Here is an 18,280-nt window from a genome sequence, read left to right on the forward strand (position 1 = left end):
GTCATTTCCTCCAGTAGTTGCTGTTGCCAAATACGCTGTCAAACATTTCGGTCATTCCGAATTTTCTTTGTTTCGACTGGCTTTCACGTTCCCATGCAATTAATTCAGCCAAAGCATCGACAGATACGCCGTGTTCTTCGGCAATTTCTTTCATCAGGCGATATGCCGGTTCATCGCTCCAAAGCAGTAAATCACTTACTTGTTCTCGTGTTTCAGGAGACATTTTCTTTCCTTATGTACATGGTTTGTTCCGATAAAATCACTTTTCAGACGATCTTTTTCCTGCTGTGCAGTGCAATCAGGTCGTCTGCCCAAATCTGTTTGATCAAATCGATTTCTTCCTGCGTAATCAGTTCGCTACCATAGATCGTCTGAACTTCCAAAAGCCTGTTCAGAATCATTTGCCGTGCTTCTACGGTAAATGGACCAGGGATATGTTTGCCGCCTTTGATGGTCAACGTTCCGTTGCGGCGTTCGACTTGACGGTATTCCGGTTTGTTGCGAATTTCGATCAGCCAGTCGCGGAAGTCCAAAAGGGGTTGGAATTCGGTTTTGCCGATATCTACAAATCCTTGTAGGCTTTTGTCTTTATTGACGACGGTGCAGGTCCAGCAGCCGAATCGGCTGGAGTTGGTGCCGCAGCCTGGAGCTTCTTCTTGTGAGAGAACGATGGGGCATTCACCACCTGCCGCTTCGCGGTAGAGGCGTATCAAACCGTCGTGTGTACCGCCCCAAGGTGGATTGTTGAGAGATAAAAATTCCCATACGTCGTCTGTAGAGACATCGACAATCGGACGGTAAACAAAAGCATTGGTAAGGCTGCCATGCGGGGTCAGATTGGAATTTGCGATATTCTTGTGGCTTTCGATGCTGGTTTTGCGTGTGGACGACTCGTCTTTACGCACACCTAAAAGAATAATCGCTGCCCCGTTTTCATCAACAGTATTTTTGATAAATTGACTGGTTGGTTCGATTTTCAAACGGTCTGTGCACCAGCGCATATTACGGTTGGGAGAGGGATAGCCTTTACCAATCAGCAAAGTCCAAAAAGTTTTATCCAAACTCGGCTTAGTAATTGTGCCTTCGACAGGTAATTTGAGGATTTTTGCCGCATCAAGTATTTTTTTTAGCGATCTATGCATATGTTGTGCGACAAGTGGGCTTTCTACCAAAGTGTCGTTGGATACGAAATAGATTTTTCGGTTGCGTAGAGAGGGGGGTAATTCCAATAATGCTTCAAATACAAGGTGGGCAACCAAAGTGCTGTCTTTTCCGCCGGAGAAAGTTACAATCCAAGGGTAAGATTGTGATGGACTAAGATACTCGTCAATAATACCATTTCTAACTATCTGGAAATCTGTGGTCTCAAGGGTTATGGGAATAACTGTAGGCGACATAAGAAACTCAAACTTGGCGAATCTGCATTTCAAATAAAAACGCAAAATTTTTCATATTATACATATACATAGACATTAATCAACCACTATTTCATGTAGTAATCAATATAAATTTTCGCGCGTCTTGTTGATTTTGCGAAAGTATAGTGGATTAACTTTAAACCAGTACGGCGTTGCCTCGCCTTAGCTCAAAGAGAACGATTCTCTAAGGTGCTGAAGCACCAAGTGAATCGGTTCCACTATCTGTACTGTCTGCGGCTTCGTCGCCTTGTCCTGATTTAAAGTTAATCCACTATATCTTCCGGATTTTAAGAAGACTTAAACCCTATCAGGCGGCACAACGACATCGGCTTTACCGCCCTTTTTCCACTAGCTTCTGACCACTTTGCGCACTTGGGGAATGGCGTGCAGGTTGTGAATAATTTGGTTGATTTGTGCCAAGTCCTTCACTTTGATGATGAACTTGAATTCGACAAACCCTTCCGTACCTGCCAGCGCTTTGTTGGGGGTTTCGACGGATTCGATGTCTGCGCCGGAGTTGGAAATGGCTTGCGCCATAAGGGCGAGCAGGCCGTGGGCGTCTTCGGACTGGATGCTGAGTCCGGTGCGGTAGGTATGGCTGCCTATGCCTTCCCAGTTCGCATCAAGCTGCTGTTCGGGGTCGGATTTGAGCAGGGTCGGACAGGTATCGCGGTGGATAATCATGCCTTTTTCTTTGACCAAAAGGGCGCGGACGGAATCGCCCGGGACGGGATGGCAACATTCGGCAAAATGGATGCGGCCGGTTTCTTGGTCGTTGACTTTGATGGGGCTGAGTTTGACTTCGCTGCCGAAGTGCTGCCCTGCCAGTTCGGCGATGTGCATGGCGACATACACGGGCAGGGTATGCCCCATGCCGACGTTGTAGAGGACTTCTTCAAACGAGGTTTGTTTGTCGTTGAGGTCGGCAAGGTATTTTTCTTTGAGGTCGTCTGAAAGCAATACATCTTTGGGCAACAGGCTGGACAGGGCTTTTTGCAGTAGGTTTTCGCCGAGGACGATGGCGTCGTGGCGGTTGAGGTTTTTGACGTATTGGCGGATGGCGCTGCGCGCGCGGCTGGAAACGGTGAAATTCAGCCATGCCGGATTGGGCTTGGCGTGTTCGGATGTGATGATTTCAACGGAGTCGCCGGTTTTGAGTTTGGTGCGCAGGGGCATCATGGTGTTGTTGATGCGCGCGGCAACGGTTTTGTGGCCGATGTCGGTGTGAACGGCGTAGGCGAAGTCTATGGGCGTCGATCCTTTAGGGAGGGTGAGGATTTTGCCTTTGGGTGTCAGGATGTAGACTTCGTTGGGGAACAGGTCGACTTTGACGTGTTCGAGGAATTCGATGGCGTTCGCGCTGCTGGCTTGCAAATCGAGGATGTTTTTAAGCCATTGGTTGGTATGGAGGACGGCTTGATCGACGGTATTTTCGCCGGATTTGTATATCCAGTGTCCTGCGATGCCGCCTTCGGCTACGGCATCCATTTCGCGCGTGCGGATTTGGACTTCAATGGGCAAGCCGTAAGGACCAACTAAGGTCGTGTGCAGGCTTTGGTAGCCGTTGCTTTTCGGGATGGCGATATAGTCTTTGAAGCGGCCGGGTTTGGGCTGATAGAGATTGTGCAGCGCGCCCAGTGCGGCGTAACACGCGGGAATGCTGTTGACGATGACGCGGAATCCGTAAATGTCCATGACTTCGGCAAAGCGCAATTTTTTCGCCAACATTTTTTGATGGATGCTGTACAGGTTTTTTTCCCTGCCTTTGATTTTGGCTTCGATGTTCGCGCCGACCAAACGCTGACTGAAGGCGCGCAAAACTTTGCCGACGACGTCGCGGCGGTTTTTGCGGCTGTTGTCCATCGCTTTTTTGAGAGTTTCGTAGCGGCTCGGGTGGAGGTTTTGAAACGATAAATCCTGAAGCTCTTGGTAGGCGTTGTTCAAACCTAGGCGGTTGGCGATTTGGGCGTAGATTTCGAGGGTTTCTTTGGCAATGCGGCGGCGTTTGTCAGGGCGCATGGAGCCGAGCGTGCGCATATTGTGCAGGCGGTCGGCGAGTTTGACGACGATCACGCGTACGTCTTTGGTCATGGCGAGAATAAGCTTGCGGAAGCTTTCCGCCTGATGCTCGGCGTGATCTTCAAATTTGAGTTTTTCGAGTTTGGAAAGCCCGTCCACCATCTCGGAGATGGTTTCGCCGAACTCTGCCGCCATTTCGATTTTGGATACGCCCGTGTCTTCGAGTACGTCGTGCATCACGCCCGCGCACAAGCCTTGTATGTCCATGTGCCACAACGCAAGCTGCGTGGCGACGGCAAGGGGGTGGGTAATGTAGGGTTCGCCGCTTTTACGGGTTTGTCCGTCATGGGCGTGAAAGGCGTAGGCGACGGCTTTTTCAAGCTCGGCCTGTTCGGATGGGCTGAGATAGGAGGCGGTGCGGAACAAGAGTTCGCGGGCTTCGGCAGTCAGCGCGTCGTAGGGGGCAGTGGGCTGGGGGGCGGGCATTTCAGACGGCCTTCGGTGTGTGTTTTGTTTTGAGCCGTCAGACTGTATCGGTCGGATGTGTCGCGCCGATACAATCCGCGCGGCGGTTGAGCAGATTTTGCCTGCCGGTATTATTTGTTGCGGGTCAGCAGTTCGGTACCGATTTGACCGGCGGCGATTTCGCGCAGGGCGGTAACGGTCGGTTTGTTGTTGCGGATGTCGTCAACCATAGGGGCGTTGCCGTTTTCAAGCTGGCGTGCGCGGCGGGCGGCGACGAGGGTCAGGTCGAAATGATTGGGGATTTTGCCTGTGCAGTCTTCAGTGGTGATACGGGCCATTTGTTTGCTTTCTTTCTATTAATTTGTGATGGAATGTAAATGCGTATTTTCGCTGTTTTTCAGGAATTTTCCAACAGGTTTGAGATAAATCCTTGCTGGGAAGATTTTTTCAGACGACCTGCTTTGATGATGTGAAGCAAATCGGCTTCCGCCCTGTCTAAATCATCGTTGACGACGATATAGTCAAATAGGACGGATTGTTCGATTTCGTGACGCGCTTTGGAGAGGCGGGTTTGGATAACTTCCTCGCTGTCGGTGCCGCGCCCGTTAAGGCGTTCGGCAAGGACTTCGAACGAAGGCGGCAGGATGAAGATGCTGCTGGCTTCGGGCAGGGATTTGCGCACTTGCGCCGCACCTTGCACGTCGATTTCCAAAATCACATCGTAACCCTCTTCGCTAAGGGAATTGACCCCCGCGATGCTGGTTCCGTAATAATTACCGAAAACGTTTGCGTGTTCGAGGAAGGCTTTTTGTTCAATTAAGGATTCAAATTCTTCTTTGGGAACAAAATGATAATGCACGCCATGCTGCTCGCCTTCGCGCGGCTGGCGGGTGGTGTGCGATACGGAGACGCGCAAATCGCCGTTGTTTTTCAAAAGACGGGAAACCAGCGTAGTCTTGCCCGTACCGGAAGCGGCGGAGATGATGAAAATATTGCCTTTTTTATGGGGTTTCATGATGTTGGTACCGATGGAATTATCTGTTGATTGTAGCATACGGGGCGTGTAATTTCATGTTCAGACGACCTTTACATGCATCCCCAAACGCCGCTTCCATCGGCAAGCAACCGCTTAACGGCGATACCCGACCTCCGGCAGGAAACCCACGTCTTTCTAAACTCTTGCTATAATTGCCCGCTATACACAAATAAGCCTGCAAAGACACACCATGAGCCACACTCCGCTACTCGATACCGTCGGCAGCCCGCAAGATTTGCGCCGTCTGGATAAAAAACAGTTGCCCCAAGTCGCCGCCGAGCTGCGGGAGTTTCTGCTGGATTCGATAGGCAAAACCGGCGGTCATTTCGCCAGCAATTTAGGCGCGGTCGAGCTTACCGTGGCTCTGCACTATGTTTATCACACGCCTGAAGACAAGTTAGTTTGGGACGTCGGCCATCAAAGTTATCCGCACAAAATCCTCACCGGTCGCAAAGACCAGATGCACACCATGCGCCGTTATGGCGGCTTAGCGGGTTTCCCCAAGCGCAGCGAATCCGAATACGACGCTTTCGGCGTGGGTCATTCCTCTACCTCCATCGGCGCGGCGTTGGGCATGGCGGCGGCAGACAAGCTCTTGGGCAACGACCGCCGCAGCGTCGCCATTATCGGCGACGGCGCGATGACGGCGGGGCAGGCGTTTGAAGCCTTGAACTGCGCAGGCGATATGGACGTGAACCTGCTGGTCATCCTCAACGACAACGAAATGTCGATTTCCCCCAACGTCGGTGCGCTGCCGAAATACCTCGCCAGCAACGTCGTGCGCGATATGCGCGGCGTGTTGAGCACAATCAAGGCGCAATCGAGCAAGGTTTTGGACAAGCTGCCCGGCGCGATGGAGCTTGCCCAAAAAGTCGAACACAAAATCAAAACGCTGGCGGGCGAAGCCGAACACGCCAAGCAATCGCTGTCTTTGTTTGAAAACTTCGGTTTCCGCTACACCGGTCCCGTGGACGGCCACAACGTCGAGCATCTGGTTGACGTATTGAAAGATTTGCGCGGACGCAAAGGCCCGCAACTGCTGCACGTCATCACCAAAAAGGGCAACGGCTACAAACTCGCCGAAAACGACCCCGTTAAATACCACGCCGTCGCCAACCTGCCCAAAGACGTTTCAGACGACCTCAAAACCGCAACGTCGTCTGAAAAAGAAAACAAACCTGCCGCCAAACCGACCTATACGCAAGTGTTCGGCAAATGGCTGTGCGACCAGGCGGCGGCAGATTCCCGATTGGCGGCGATTACCCCCGCTATGCGCGAGGGCAGCGGACTGGTCGAATTCGAACAACAATTTCCCGACCGTTATTTCGACGTCGGCATCGCCGAGCAGCACGCCGTTACCTTTGCCGGCGGTTTGGCTTGCGAAGGCATGAAGCCCGTCGTCGCCATTTATTCCACCTTCCTCCAACGCGGCTACGACCAACTGGTGCACGACATCGCCCTGCAAAACCTGCCCGTTTTGTTTGCCGTCGACCGTGCGGGCATCGTCGGCGCGGACGGTCCTACCCATGCCGGTTTGTACGATTTGAGCTTCTTGCGCTGCGTGCCGAACATGATTATTGCCGCACCGAGCGATGAAAACGAATGCCGCCTGCTGCTTTCGACCTGCTATCAGGCAGACGCCCCTGCCGCCGTCCGTTATCCGCGCGGTACGGGAACAGGCGCTCCCGTTTCAGACGACCTTGAAACCGTAGCCATCGGCAAAGGCGTCATCCGCCGCCAAGGTGAGAAAACCGCATTCATTGCCTTCGGCAGCATGGTCGCCCCCGCATTGGCGGTTGCCGAAAAACTGAACGCCACCGTCGCCGATATGCGCTTTGTCAAACCGATAGATGAGGAACTCATCGTCCGCCTCGCCCAAAGCCACGACTACATCATTACCGCCGAAGAAAACGCCGAACAAGGCGGCGCAGGCAGCGCAGTGCTGGAAGTGTTGGCGAAACACGGCATCTGCAAACCCGTTTTACTTTTGGGCGTAGCCGACACCGTGACCGAACACGGCGATCCGAAAAAACTTTTGGACGATTTGGGCTTGAGTGCCGACGCAATGGAAAAACGCATACGCGGCTGGCTGTCTGCGGCTTAAACCGAAGCCGTTATCAAAACGCGCCGCCATTGAGCGTCATTCAAAAAGGTCGTCTGAAAACTGATGTTCAGACGACCTTTGATATTAAGAGCCCCTACCCTTTTAAAAGGCGTTTCAGTGCCAGATTCAAAGCATTACCGCCAAACGGAAAATCGCCCAGCCTGCAACCAATAGTCCGGCGCACAAACGGATGGCTCTGCGTTGCAAAAGTGTTTTCAATTGCGCTGCAAAAATCCCCATCGCCAACAAATTCGGCAACGTTCCCAGCGCGAAAGCCAACATATACAGCCCGCCCTGCACCGCATTGCCGCTGCCTAAAGCATACAATGAGGCACTATACACCAAGCCGCAAGGCAGCCAGCCCCACAACATGCCTACACCGAAACAAGCCGGAACGGATTTAATCGGCAGCAGTCGGTTCAATATCGGATTCAAACGCTTCCATATCGGTCTACCTATGCGCTCAATCTGCGTAGCCGCTGTAGAAAGACCCGCCAGATACAGCCCCAACAGCAACAGCAACATATTCGCCGCAATATACAAGCCGTTTTGCAGCCAACGCGTATCATCCAAAGAAATACCGATTTGCCCGACCAGCCCGACAATCAAACCAATCAATACATAGCTGCTGATACGTCCCAAATTCAATAGGACAATCAGCCCCAACCGATTAAGATGAGGCGGAAGCTGCAACGCAAACGCACTACTCAACCCGCCACACATTCCGACACAATGCGTACCGCCGAAAAAGCCGAGTAAAAACAAAGTAAAAAAGGTGATGTCGTAATTCATTATTGGAAAAGCGATTTGTCGATAGATGTATGATTTGTCGGAAAAGCGGGAGCGATATGATGAAAGCCATATCTTTAAATGTTTTCAGGAAGTTGCCATCTTGATTTTTGGATAGCTGCCTATTACCCACGCAATCCAATATTCTTGGAACAAAATGAATGGTTAACCGAAATAGAGAGGTTTTTAATAGACAATGGTAATTTTACTATCCGCGCAAACAGCCGATTGTTGATTTTAAACCCATCCATGACTATCTGTCCGCTTTTGCACTTGCCTTCTTGTTATACCGATTTATAGGTTACCCTGCCATCGTTCATTGCCGTCCCTAGCCTATTTGATATTCGACTGAACACTTATATAAAAACATTCCAAATTTCAAAAGGTCGTCTGAAACGCTAGATGAAGCATTTTCAGACGACCTTTTTTCTATTCGAATCAAACACGGATGTCGGGTACTTTATTGAACAGACGATAGAAATTGTCGCTAGTGTAAGCGGCAAGCGTTTCTACGGGTTCGCCGCGCAGTTTCGCCACAAACTCGGCGGTATAGCGGACATAGGAAGGTTCGTTAGGCTTGCCGCGTTTGGGAACCGGAGCGAGAAACGGGGCATCGGTTTCGACCAGTATTCTGTCCGCAGGGACGTATTTGGCGGCTTCCTGAATTTGCGGGGCATTTTTGAAAGTAACAATGCCGGAGAAGGAAATGTATAGCCCTAAATCCAAAGCAGCTTTGGCGAAAGCGGTATCTTCGGTGAAGCAGTGAATAACGCCCGAGTTGGTTTGACCTTCTTTCAGAATCGCCAAAGTATCGGCGGCGGCATCGCGGGTGTGGACAATCACAGGCAAACTGCTTTCGTTGGCGGCTTGGATGTGTTCGGCGAAGCGGCGGTGCTGCCATGCCAAATCGCCTTTGCACCAGTAATAATCCAAGCCCGTTTCGCCTATGCCGACGACTTTCGGGTGTTTTGCCGCTTCGACCATTTCAGCGACGGTAAATTCTTCGGCTTCTTGGCTGTCGGGGTGGACGCCTATGGTGCAGTAAATCTGTTCGTTGGCTTGGGCAATGTCGAAGACTTCGGCAAAACTCTGTTTGCTTACGCTGATGGCAAGCGCCTGCTTGACGCTTTGTTCTTCCATATTGGCAAGCACTTCAGGCAGGCGGTTGCTTAAGCCTTCGAAATTGAGGTGGCAGTGTGAATCGATTAAATGCATGGTTTTAAAGCGTAAAGGTAACGCGATCGCTGCGCAATTTTGGACCCAGCTCGCCTTCAATCAGGGTTTTCGCCTGAAGGCAGCTCTCGTGTTCGGAAAATGCCAGCCCGACACCTTTAGGGCGGTGTGCCGAAGTACGGGCGGGGTTGATCCAGACGACTTTGGTAGGCAGGAAGCGTTTGGGGTAATCGGCGATTTCAACGGCGAGCAGGATGTCTTCGCCCAATGAAAATACGTCTTCGGTCGGAACGAAAAGTCCGCCGTGTTCGAGAAACGGCATATAGCAGTTGTAGAGCAGAGTCGGGTCTTTAAGCTGCAACGCCATCATTTTCGCCGGAATGTCTTTATTGTTGTTTACCATTTTGTTTTACCTTATCTGATTATTTGTTTTGCCAAAATTCGAGATATTCAGTCAGCAGATACTCAAGCTGCATTTTAACACTCAAGGTGTGGTATCCGTAAGGGCTGAGTGCGTTCAGACGACCTGTCAGCGCAAACAGGCGGCGCGGATCGGTTTTGCAAGCCGTCTGCGACAATGCCTGCGCGTAATCCGGATAATAAAGCGGCGGCATTTGTTGTTGCGCCAAGCCGACATCCAACAGCCATTTCTGCATCCAATCGATAAATACTGCCAACGGTTGCTTGTGTTTGTCGAACGCAGCGGCGTAGTCGAGTATCGTCAACAGGCGCGGGGCGACAAGTAAAGTGAGCAGCTCTTCGCGCAAGTCATCGATTTCAGGCGTATGGGCAAACAACGGCGCGCCGCTGTGAAAAGCCAGCAAAGATTCCGCATCATCCACACCCTCTTCTCGAAGATATGCCAAAGCTTCATCACGCGAAGGCGCGGGCAGAACCATCTGGCGGCAACGGCTTTTAATGGTCGGAAGAAGCTTATCACGCGCATGCGTAACCATCAAAAAAACAACATGTTGCGGCGGTTCTTCCAAAGCCTTAAGCAAGCCGTTTGCCGCCTGCACGTTCATACTTTCAGCGGGATGCACCAATACCACCCGCAATCCGCCGCGCACAGCCGTCAGATAAATGTTTTCCACAATATCGCGCACGGCATCGATTTTAATCTGCAACAATTTTCGCCCGACCGCACCATCTTCGGGGATTTCAGGAGTAAGTTCGTAGAAATCGGGATGGCTGTTTTGCAAAAACAAATGACACGAAGCGCATACGCCGCAAGGCTGATGATCTTCCCGAGACGATTCGCACAGCAAAGCCTGTGCCACAAACCGCGCAAACGCTGTTTTGCCGGTGTTTTCCTTGCCGGTAAACAGCCAAGCGTTCGGACGGTTTCCCCAATGATCGGCAAGCTGCCGCCACTGGTTTTGATGCCACGGATAAATCATGTCGAAAAGTACAAGCGTTTGAACAAAAGCGTGATTATACAGGGAAATGTTAAAGGTCGGCGGATTCGCATTTGAAGTGCAACTTTCCATAACAGAAAAGGCCAGTATGCGGTAGCATACGGCCTTTCCTGCAAGAAAGATTGCCATGAGCTACACACAACTGACCCAAGACGAACGATACCACATCCAATACCTGTCCCGCCACTGCACCATCGCCGAAATCGCCAAACAGCTTAACCGTCACAAAAGCACCATCAGCCGCGAAATCAAGCGGCACCATACCCAAGGACAGCAATACAGCGCCGAAAAAGCGCAACGGCAAAACCGGCTTACCAAACAGCACCCGCGAAAACCCTATAAGCTCGATTCGCAGCTGATTCAGCACATCGACACCCTTATCCGCCGCAAACTCAGTCCCGAACAAGTATGCGCCTACTTGTGCAAACACCACGGGATCACGCTCCATCACAGCACTATTTACCGCTACCTCCGCCAAGACAAAAGCAACGGCGGCACTTTGTGGCAACACCTCAGAATATGCAGCAAACCCTACCGCAAACGCTACGGCAGCACATGGACCAGAGGCAAAGTGCCCAACCGCGTCGGCATAGAAAACCGACCCGCCATCGTCGACCAAAAAGCCCGCATCGGTGATTGGGAAGCCGACACCATCGTCGGCAAAGGACAGAAAAGCGCATTACTGACCTTGGTCGAACGCGTTACCCGCTACACCATCATCTGCAAATTGGACAGCCTCAAAGCCGAAGACACTGCTCTGGCAGCCATTAGGGTATTAAGGGCACATAAAGCCAGAGTGCACACCATCACCATGGATAACGGCAAAGAGTTCTACCAACACACCAAAATAGCCAAAGCATTGAAGGCGGAAACCTATTTTTGCCGCCCTTACCATTCGTGGGAGAAAGGGCTGAATGAGAACACCAACGGACTCATCCGGCAATATTTCTCCAAGCAAACCGATTTCCGCAACATCAGTGATCGGGAGATACGCAGGGTTCAAGATGAGTTGAACCACCGGCCAAGAAAAACACTTGGCTACGAAACGCCAAGTGTTTTATTCTTGAATCTGTTCAAACCGCTGATACACTAGTGTTGCACTTGAAATCCGAATCCAAGGTCGTCTGAAACCGAGAATAGACCTCTTGCGAAAATATTCATCCCATCGCATTAACCAGTCCTGCAATCAGATTTACCCTTAACCCGAACCGTTTCCGCCTGTTGCGGTAAGGCAGCGACAAGATTTTGAATATCTTCAGTTTCCTGTTGATGTGCTCGATGACGGTTCTGAGTTTGCCTAACCGCCTGTTCGCCTCTTTATCCTGTTTGTTCAGCGGATGATGTTTGGATTTCTTTTTCGGGGTCTGTAATCCGGTTTTAGCCAATCCTTGATAACCCTTATCCGCAATGACTATTTTGTAGGGATAAAGCTCTGCAAGGTGCCTCTTGGCTAAACGCATGTCATGCTGAGCACCCATCCCCGTCCGGATGCTGATGATTTTTTCAGTTTCTCTGCCGTATATGACCTGGATTTTAACCGTGTGCCGCTTTTTCTTGCCGCTGTAATACTGCCGCTGTTTTTTTGGGACGTTCAATCGGGCTTTCGGTAACGTCAATGATGACCGTTTGATCGCCCAGATTCTTGTGTTTTGGCAGGGAAAAGCGTTTGCAACGGATGAGGGCGTCCTCGGTTTTACGGATGGTGCGGCAGACATTACTTTCAGAAAGGCCGTAGATGGCGGCCAATTCGAGTTGGGTATGGTAATGACGCAGATAGCTCAGGGTAAGCAGCAGTTGGTCTGCCAAGCTGAGCGTATGCGGCCTGCCTGACTTGACCTTCCGGCTTTCTGCTTCTGTGGTGACTTTCAGCATTTCGTGAAAAAGGACGGGCGTTACACCTGTGAGCCGTTTGAATTCCCTGTCGCTTCTTTGGATGAGGTTTTCGTATTTCATTTGGGAATTGTAAATCTTCAGGATACTTTCGCAAAAGGTCTAATACAATTCGAAACGTTTATAACATCGTTTCTATCCTCTTTCCGCCTCTTCTCAGCCTTTTTGACCCTCCCTTCTCCTCAAAAGGTTCCCTATACCCCTATTCCCCTAGCGTCATCTACCGCAACGGACGTGAACGCGCTATTTGGCGGGGACGTAGTCGGCATAGTGCGCCAGCAAGGCAGTCGTTTCCAATAACGAGCGTTCTCACAGCGCATACTAAGACAGTATTGCAGCCCGCAACCTTTTCAGACGACCTGAGACCTTTGCAAAAAAGCCCTTCCTTCAACAGCCGAAACCCAAACACAGGTTTTCGTCTATTTCTCTCCCCCAAATCACTCCTAATTTTACCCAAATATCCCCTTAATCCCCCCCGGATACCCGATAATCAGGCATCTGGGCCACCTTTTAGGCAGCAACAGACACACTTAGCCTGTTAGCCGCTTTCAACAGGTTCAAACACATCGCCTTCAGATGGCTTTGCGCACTCACTTTGAGCAGACCAAAATAGGCTGCCCGGGCATAGCGGAATTTACGGTGCAGCGTACCAAAGCTTTGTTCCACCACATAACGGGTCTTCGACAAATATCGGTTGCGTTTGGTTTGTGCTTCCGTCAGCGGACGGTTGCGGTGGGCTTTGCGCATAATGCCGTCCAGCAACTGATGTTCTTTCAGATGTTGCCGGTTTTCCGTACTGTCGTAGCCTTTGTCGGCATAGACGGTCGTGCCTTCGGCTATACCTTCCAGCAAAGGCGACAGGTGGTTGCACTTATGGGTATTGGCGGGGGTGATGTGCAGTTTCTCGATATAGCCTTCCTCATCGGTACGGGTATGTTGTTTGTAACCGAGTCTGTATAAACCGTTTTTCTTTGTCCAGCGGGCATCTTTATCTTTGCTCGGTGTGGTTTGGCCGCTGACTTGCCCTTCTTCATCGACTTCTATGGCTTGACGCTGTTTGCTGCCGGCGGTCTGAATAATGGTGGCGTCAATGACGGCGGCGGATGCTTTCTCTACTTTTAGGTCTTTTTCGGTCAGTTGGCGGTTAATCAGTTCCAGCAATTCGGACAGGGTGTCGTCTTGCGCCGGCCAGTTGCGGTAGCGGCATAAGGTGCTGTAATCGGGGATGCTCAGTTCGTCAAAACGGCAAAACAGGTTGAAGTCGATGCGGGTGATGAGGCTGTGTTCGAGTTCGGGATCGGAGAGGCTGTGCCATTGTCCAAGCAGGACGGCTTTGAACATGGACAACAGGGGATAGGCGGGACGGCCGCGGTGGTCTCTAAGGTAACGGGTTCTTTGACGATTCAGGTACTGTTCGATCGGTTGCCAATTAATCACCTGATCCAACTTCAATAATGGGAAGCGGTCGATGTGTTTGGCGATCATGGCTTGGGCGGTTTGCTGGAAGAAGGTGCTCATGAGAAATCCCCTAAATGTCTTTGTGGGAATTTAGGGGATTTTGGGGAATTTTGCAAAGGTCTCGACCTATTCTTCCTCCCCAATCCATCCGTATGCCTCCGTCTATCCCGTTCTGACGGCCGAATGAAGCGGGACAGGCATGACGGCATTACCCGCCCGACACAAAGGCCGCCCGAATCCCCGAGGGGTTCGGACGGCCTTTTGATAATCAACCTGTTGCACACACTCCCATTCGGGAATGCGGCATCGGGCTTATTTCTTAGCGGCAGGCACGGCGGTTTTAGCCGGTGCGGTCGGGGCGACGGTTGCTTCCGCCTTCAGTTTGGAGAAGATGCCCTCACCGATACCTTTGACGTTTTTCAACTCCTCCACCGATTTGAAGGCACCATGTTGCTGACGGTAGTCCACAATGGCTTTGGCTTTGGCAGGGCCGATACCGGGCAGGGCTTCCAACTCGGACGGGGAAGCGGTATTGATGTTGACGGCGGCCAGAGACAGCGAAGCGGTCAGCAGGGAGAGGGCGGCAAAGAGGAATTTTTTCATAAGAAGGTACTCCATAGTTTGTGAATGCGGATGATGCCTGTGTGTGCGGCACCGTAAAATAGTTGGCTATCATATCCGTCTTACCGTTTCCGTTCAAACGATACCTGAAGATTTCTTAGTTTACTATCTCTTTATGTATTGATTCTGCAACATCCCTATTCTACCCGCACCCTCCCAATCCGTCACATTTACCCGCTGCGCCATCGTCGCACCCGCCTATCTCCACTCGTGAGCAAGTAAGCCATAGCAAGAAGGCAAGAAGGCAAGAAGGCAAGAAGGCAAGAAGGCAAGAAGGCAAGAAACAGCAATGACGAGTTTCAAGTAAAGGTATGAATAAAATATGAGATAAAAGTAAAAGCCCCCGACATCTGTCGGGGGCTTAGAATAGGTGTTTGGCAGTGACCTACTTTCGCATGGAAGAACCACACTATCATCGGCGCTGAGTCGTTTCACGGTCCTGTTCGGGATGGGAAGGCGTGGGACCAACTCGCTATGGCCGCCAAACTTAAACTGTACAAATCGGTAAAGCCTTAATCAATATATTCGGTGATGACTGAATCAGTCAGTAAGCTTTTTATTTGAAGTTCTTCAAATGATAGAGTCAAGCCTCACGAGCAATTAGTATGGGTTAGCTTCACGCGTTACCGCGCTTCCACACCCCACCTATCAACGTCCTGGTCTCGAACGACTCTTTAGTGCGGTTAAACCGCAAGGGAAGTCTCATCTTCAGGCGAGTTTCGCGCTTAGATGCTTTCAGCGCTTATCTCTTCCGAACTTAGCTACCCGGCTATGCAACTGGCGTTACAACCGGTACACCAGAGGTTCGTCCACTCCGGTCCTCTCGTACTAGGAGCAGCCCCCGTCAAACTTCCAACGCCCACTGCAGATAGGGACCAAACTGTCTCACGACGTTTTAAACCCAGCTCACGTACCACTTTAAATGGCGAACAGCCATACCCTTGGGACCGACTACAGCCCCAGGATGTGATGAGCCGACATCGAGGTGCCAAACTCCGCCGTCGATATGAACTCTTGGGCGGAATCAGCCTGTTATCCCCGGAGTACCTTTTATCCGTTGAGCGATGGCCCTTCCATACAGAACCACCGGATCACTATGTCCTGCTTTCGCACCTGCTCGACTTGTCGGTCTCGCAGTTAAGCTACCTTTTGCCATTGCACTATCAGTCCGATTTCCGACCGGACCTAGGTAACCTTCGAACTCCTCCGTTACTCTTTGGGAGGAGACCGCCCCAGTCAAACTGCCTACCATGCACGGTCCCCGACCCGGATTACGGGTCTGGGTTAGAACCTCAAAGACACCAGGGTGGTATTTCAAGGACGGCTCCACAGAGACTGGCGTCTCTGCTTCAAAGCCTCCCACCTATCCTACACAAGTGACTTCAAAGTCCAATGCAAAGCTACAGTAAAGGTTCACGGGGTCTTTCCGTCTAGCAGCGGGTAGATTGCATCTTCACAACCACTTCAACTTCGCTGAGTCTCGGGAGGAGACAGTGTGGCCATCGTTACGCCATTCGTGCGGGTCGGAACTTACCCGACAAGGAATTTCGCTACCTTAGGACCGTTATAGTTACGGCCGCCGTTTACTGGGGCTTCGATCCGATGCTCTCACATCTTCAATTAACCTTCCAGCACCGGGCAGGCGTCACACCCTATACGTCCACTTTCGTGTTAGCAGAGTGCTGTGTTTTTAATAAACAGTCGCAGCCACCTATTCTCTGCGACCCTCCGAGGCTTACGGAGCAAGTCCTTAACCTTAGAGGGCATACCTTCTCCCGAAGTTACGGTATCAATTTGCCGAGTTCCTTCTCCCGAGTTCTCTCAAGCGCCTTAGAATTCTCATCCTGCCCACCTGTGTCGGTTTGCGGTACGGTTCGATTCAAACTGAAGCTTAGTGGCTTTTCCTGGAAGCGTGGTATCGGTTACTTCATGTCCGTAGACACTCGTCGTCACTTCTCGGTGTTAAGAAGACCCGGATTTGCCTAAGTCTTCCACCTACCGGCTTAAACAAGCTATTCCAACAGCTTGCTAACCTAACCTTCTCCGTCCCCACATCGCATTTGAATCAAGTACAGGAATATTAACCTGTTTCCCATCGACTACGCATTTCTGCCTCGCCTTAGGGGCCGACTCACCCTACGCCGATGAACGTTGCGTAGGAAACCTTGGGCTTTCGGCGAGCGGGCTTTTCACCCGCTTTATCGCTACTCATGTCAACATTCGCACTTCTGATACCTCCAGCACACTTTACAATGCACCTTCATCGGCCTACAGAACGCTCCCCTACCATACCAGTAAACTGGCATCCGCAGCTTCGGTTATAGATTTGAGCCCCGTTACATCTTCCGCGCAGGACGACTCGACCAGTGAGCTATTACGCTTTCTTTAAATGATGGCTGCTTCTAAGCCAACATCCTGGCTGTCTGGGCCTTCCCACTTCGTTTACCACTTAATCTATCATTGGGGACCTTAGCTGGCGGTCTGGGTTGTTTCCCTCTTGACAACGGACGTTAGCACCCGCTGTCTGTCTCCCGAGGAACCACTTGATGGTATTCTTAGTTTGCCATGGGTTGGTAAGTTGCAATAACCCCCTAGCCATAACAGTGCTTTACCCCCATCAGTGTCTTGCTCGAGGCACTACCTAAATAGTTTTCGGGGAGAACCAGCTATCTCCGAGTTTGTTTAGCCTTTCACCCCTATCCACAGCTCATCCCCGCATTTTGCAACATGCGTGGGTTCGGTCCTCCAGTACCTGTTACGGCACCTTCAACCTGGCCATGGATAGATCACTCGGTTTCGGGTCTACACCCAGCAACTGTTCGCCCTATTAAGACTCGGTTTCCCTACGCCTCCCCTATTCGGTTAAGCTCGCTACTGAATGTAAGTCGTTGACCCATTATACAAAAGGTACGCAGTCACACCACAAGGGTGCTCCCACTGTTTGTATGCATCAGGTTTCAGGTTCTATTTCACTCCCCTCCCGGGGTTCTTTTCGCCTTTCCCTCACGGTACTGGTTCACTATCGGTCGATGATGAGTATTTAGCCTTGGAGGATGGTCCCCCCATATTCAGACAGGATTTCACGTGTCCCGCCCTACTTTTCGTACGCTTAGTACCACCATTGAGATTTCGAATACGGGACTATCACCCACTATGGTCAAGCTTCCCAGCTTGTTCTTCTATCTCGACAGTTATTACGTACAGGCTCCTCCGCGTTCGCTCGCCACTACTTGCGGAATCTCGGTTGATTTCTTTTCCTCCGGGTACTTAGATGGTTCAGTTCTCCGGGTTCGCTTCTCTAAGTCTATGTATTCAACTTAGGATACTGCACAGAATGCAGTGGGTTTCCCCATTCGGACATCGCGGGATCATAGCTTTATTGCCAGCTCCCCCACGCTTTTCGCAGGCTTACACGTCCTTCGTCGCCTATCATCGCCAAGGCATCCACCTGATGCACTTATTCACTTGACTCTATCATTTCAAGAACTTCTCTGACTTTGCCTGACATTCCGTTGACGAGAACATCAAACTTGAATTTCCTACTCTGATAAAGCTTACTGCTTGTTGTGTCTTAATCCCGCCTTTTGTCTTTCGGGATTAAGTCGATACAATCATCACCCAAATACTGTACCTGTTTTTCTTTTCCTATCCAGGAGACAACTGACCGTTTGCAATCGGTCAATCATCAAAAACAGATACATTGTCTTTGTTTGTTGATTTCGGCTTTCCAATTTGTTAAAGATCGATGCGTTCAATATTGCTATTTACTTCGCAAATCAAAATGAGCTGATTATTATAGCAGCCTTTCTTTTTCCGTCAAACTGATTCACAATCAGACTTCTCTTTAGAAAAAAAGAAAGCAGTTACACTGCCTTTTTAACTCGCTTTG

The 18,280-nt window shown here is 50.8% G+C and carries 14 protein-coding genes and 2 rRNA genes; 2 read left to right on the forward strand and 14 right to left on the reverse strand.

The genetic code is table 11. The features are described 5' to 3' along the window. Position 1: 1 nt before the first annotated feature. The 5 genes from ACMYUL_RS02890 to gmk all read right to left on the reverse strand — a co-directional run bounded on the left by ACMYUL_RS02890 (position 2) and on the right by gmk (position 4,917). The gene (locus tag ACMYUL_RS02890) at positions 2 to 223 is read right to left on the reverse strand and encodes a DNA modification system-associated small protein (RefSeq protein WP_415771970.1); all 222 of its coding nucleotides are present in this window, start codon (positions 221 to 223) and stop codon (positions 2 to 4) included. Between the two features lie 43 nt (positions 224 to 266). Beyond that, positions 267 to 1,397, reverse strand: coding sequence for a DNA phosphorothioation system sulfurtransferase DndC (gene dndC, locus ACMYUL_RS02895; protein WP_415771972.1), 1,131 nt, complete (start codon positions 1,395 to 1,397; stop codon positions 267 to 269). A 369-nt stretch (positions 1,398 to 1,766) separates the two neighbouring features. Then, complete coding sequence (locus ACMYUL_RS02900) at positions 1,767 to 3,923, reverse strand: RelA/SpoT family protein (protein ID WP_415771974.1); 2,157 nt, start codon at positions 3,921 to 3,923, stop codon at positions 1,767 to 1,769. Between the two features lie 110 nt (positions 3,924 to 4,033). Continuing rightward, the gene (rpoZ, locus tag ACMYUL_RS02905) at positions 4,034 to 4,240 is read right to left on the reverse strand and encodes a DNA-directed RNA polymerase subunit omega (protein ID WP_003740638.1); all 207 of its coding nucleotides are present in this window, start codon (positions 4,238 to 4,240) and stop codon (positions 4,034 to 4,036) included. A gap of 59 nt (positions 4,241 to 4,299) precedes the next feature. Next, the gene (gmk, locus tag ACMYUL_RS02910; protein WP_039862844.1) at positions 4,300 to 4,917 is read right to left on the reverse strand and encodes a guanylate kinase; all 618 of its coding nucleotides are present in this window, start codon (positions 4,915 to 4,917) and stop codon (positions 4,300 to 4,302) included. A 211-nt stretch (positions 4,918 to 5,128) separates the two neighbouring features. Between gmk and dxs the strand changes: the two genes are divergently transcribed. After that, complete coding sequence (dxs, locus tag ACMYUL_RS02915; RefSeq protein WP_415771976.1) at positions 5,129 to 7,042, forward strand: 1-deoxy-D-xylulose-5-phosphate synthase; 1,914 nt, start codon at positions 5,129 to 5,131, stop codon at positions 7,040 to 7,042. Positions 7,043 to 7,168: 126 nt separating this feature from the next. Here the strand turns inward: dxs and ACMYUL_RS02920 are convergent, their stop codons facing one another. From ACMYUL_RS02920 to ACMYUL_RS02935, 4 genes are all read right to left on the reverse strand, one after another. Continuing rightward, positions 7,169 to 7,834: a sulfite exporter TauE/SafE family protein gene (locus ACMYUL_RS02920; protein WP_415771978.1), complete on the reverse strand. Its 666-nt coding sequence runs from the start codon at positions 7,832 to 7,834 to the stop codon at positions 7,169 to 7,171. Positions 7,835 to 8,269: 435 nt separating this feature from the next. After that, on the reverse strand, positions 8,270 to 9,046 hold the full coding sequence (locus tag ACMYUL_RS02925; RefSeq protein WP_415771980.1) for a TatD family hydrolase: 777 nt from the start codon (positions 9,044 to 9,046) through the stop codon (positions 8,270 to 8,272). A 4-nt stretch (positions 9,047 to 9,050) separates the two neighbouring features. Continuing rightward, entirely contained in the window at positions 9,051 to 9,407 is a 357-nt protein-coding gene (locus ACMYUL_RS02930) for a PilZ domain-containing protein (protein ID WP_003760734.1), read from the reverse strand. Positions 9,408 to 9,426: 19 nt separating this feature from the next. Beyond that, positions 9,427 to 10,404: a DNA polymerase III subunit delta' gene (locus ACMYUL_RS02935; RefSeq protein WP_415771982.1), complete on the reverse strand. Its 978-nt coding sequence runs from the start codon at positions 10,402 to 10,404 to the stop codon at positions 9,427 to 9,429. Positions 10,405 to 10,549: 145 nt separating this feature from the next. Here ACMYUL_RS02935 and ACMYUL_RS02940 point away from each other — a divergent pair, with 145 nt between their 5' ends. Beyond that, positions 10,550 to 11,515 carry an IS30 family transposase gene (locus ACMYUL_RS02940; protein WP_415771984.1) on the forward strand — a complete coding sequence of 322 codons (966 nt, stop codon included), beginning with the start codon at positions 10,550 to 10,552 and terminating at the stop codon, positions 11,513 to 11,515. A 64-nt stretch (positions 11,516 to 11,579) separates the two neighbouring features. Here the strand turns inward: ACMYUL_RS02940 and ACMYUL_RS02945 are convergent. From ACMYUL_RS02945 to ACMYUL_RS02965, 5 genes are all read right to left on the reverse strand, one after another. Continuing rightward, a protein-coding gene (locus tag ACMYUL_RS02945) for an IS5 family transposase (protein ID WP_415771101.1) occupies positions 11,580 to 12,375 on the reverse strand; the annotation gives its coding sequence in 2 pieces (ribosomal slippage) (positions 11,580 to 12,008 and positions 12,010 to 12,375; 795 coding nt in all). Between the two features lie 447 nt (positions 12,376 to 12,822). After that, the gene (locus ACMYUL_RS02950) at positions 12,823 to 13,830 is read right to left on the reverse strand and encodes an IS5 family transposase (protein WP_415770271.1); all 1,008 of its coding nucleotides are present in this window, start codon (positions 13,828 to 13,830) and stop codon (positions 12,823 to 12,825) included. 252 nt (positions 13,831 to 14,082) lie between these two features. Next, the gene (locus tag ACMYUL_RS02955) at positions 14,083 to 14,373 is read right to left on the reverse strand and encodes a ComEA family DNA-binding protein (RefSeq protein WP_415771986.1); all 291 of its coding nucleotides are present in this window, start codon (positions 14,371 to 14,373) and stop codon (positions 14,083 to 14,085) included. A gap of 390 nt (positions 14,374 to 14,763) precedes the next feature. Then, a 5S ribosomal RNA gene (gene rrf, locus ACMYUL_RS02960) occupies positions 14,764 to 14,877 on the reverse strand. 93 nt (positions 14,878 to 14,970) lie between these two features. Further along, a 23S ribosomal RNA gene (locus tag ACMYUL_RS02965) occupies positions 14,971 to 17,862 on the reverse strand. Positions 17,863 to 18,280: the final 418 nt, after the last annotated feature.

It is taken from the genome of Neisseria sp. CP9 (assembly GCF_047758525.1).
GTDB lineage: Bacteria > Pseudomonadota > Gammaproteobacteria > Burkholderiales > Neisseriaceae > Neisseria.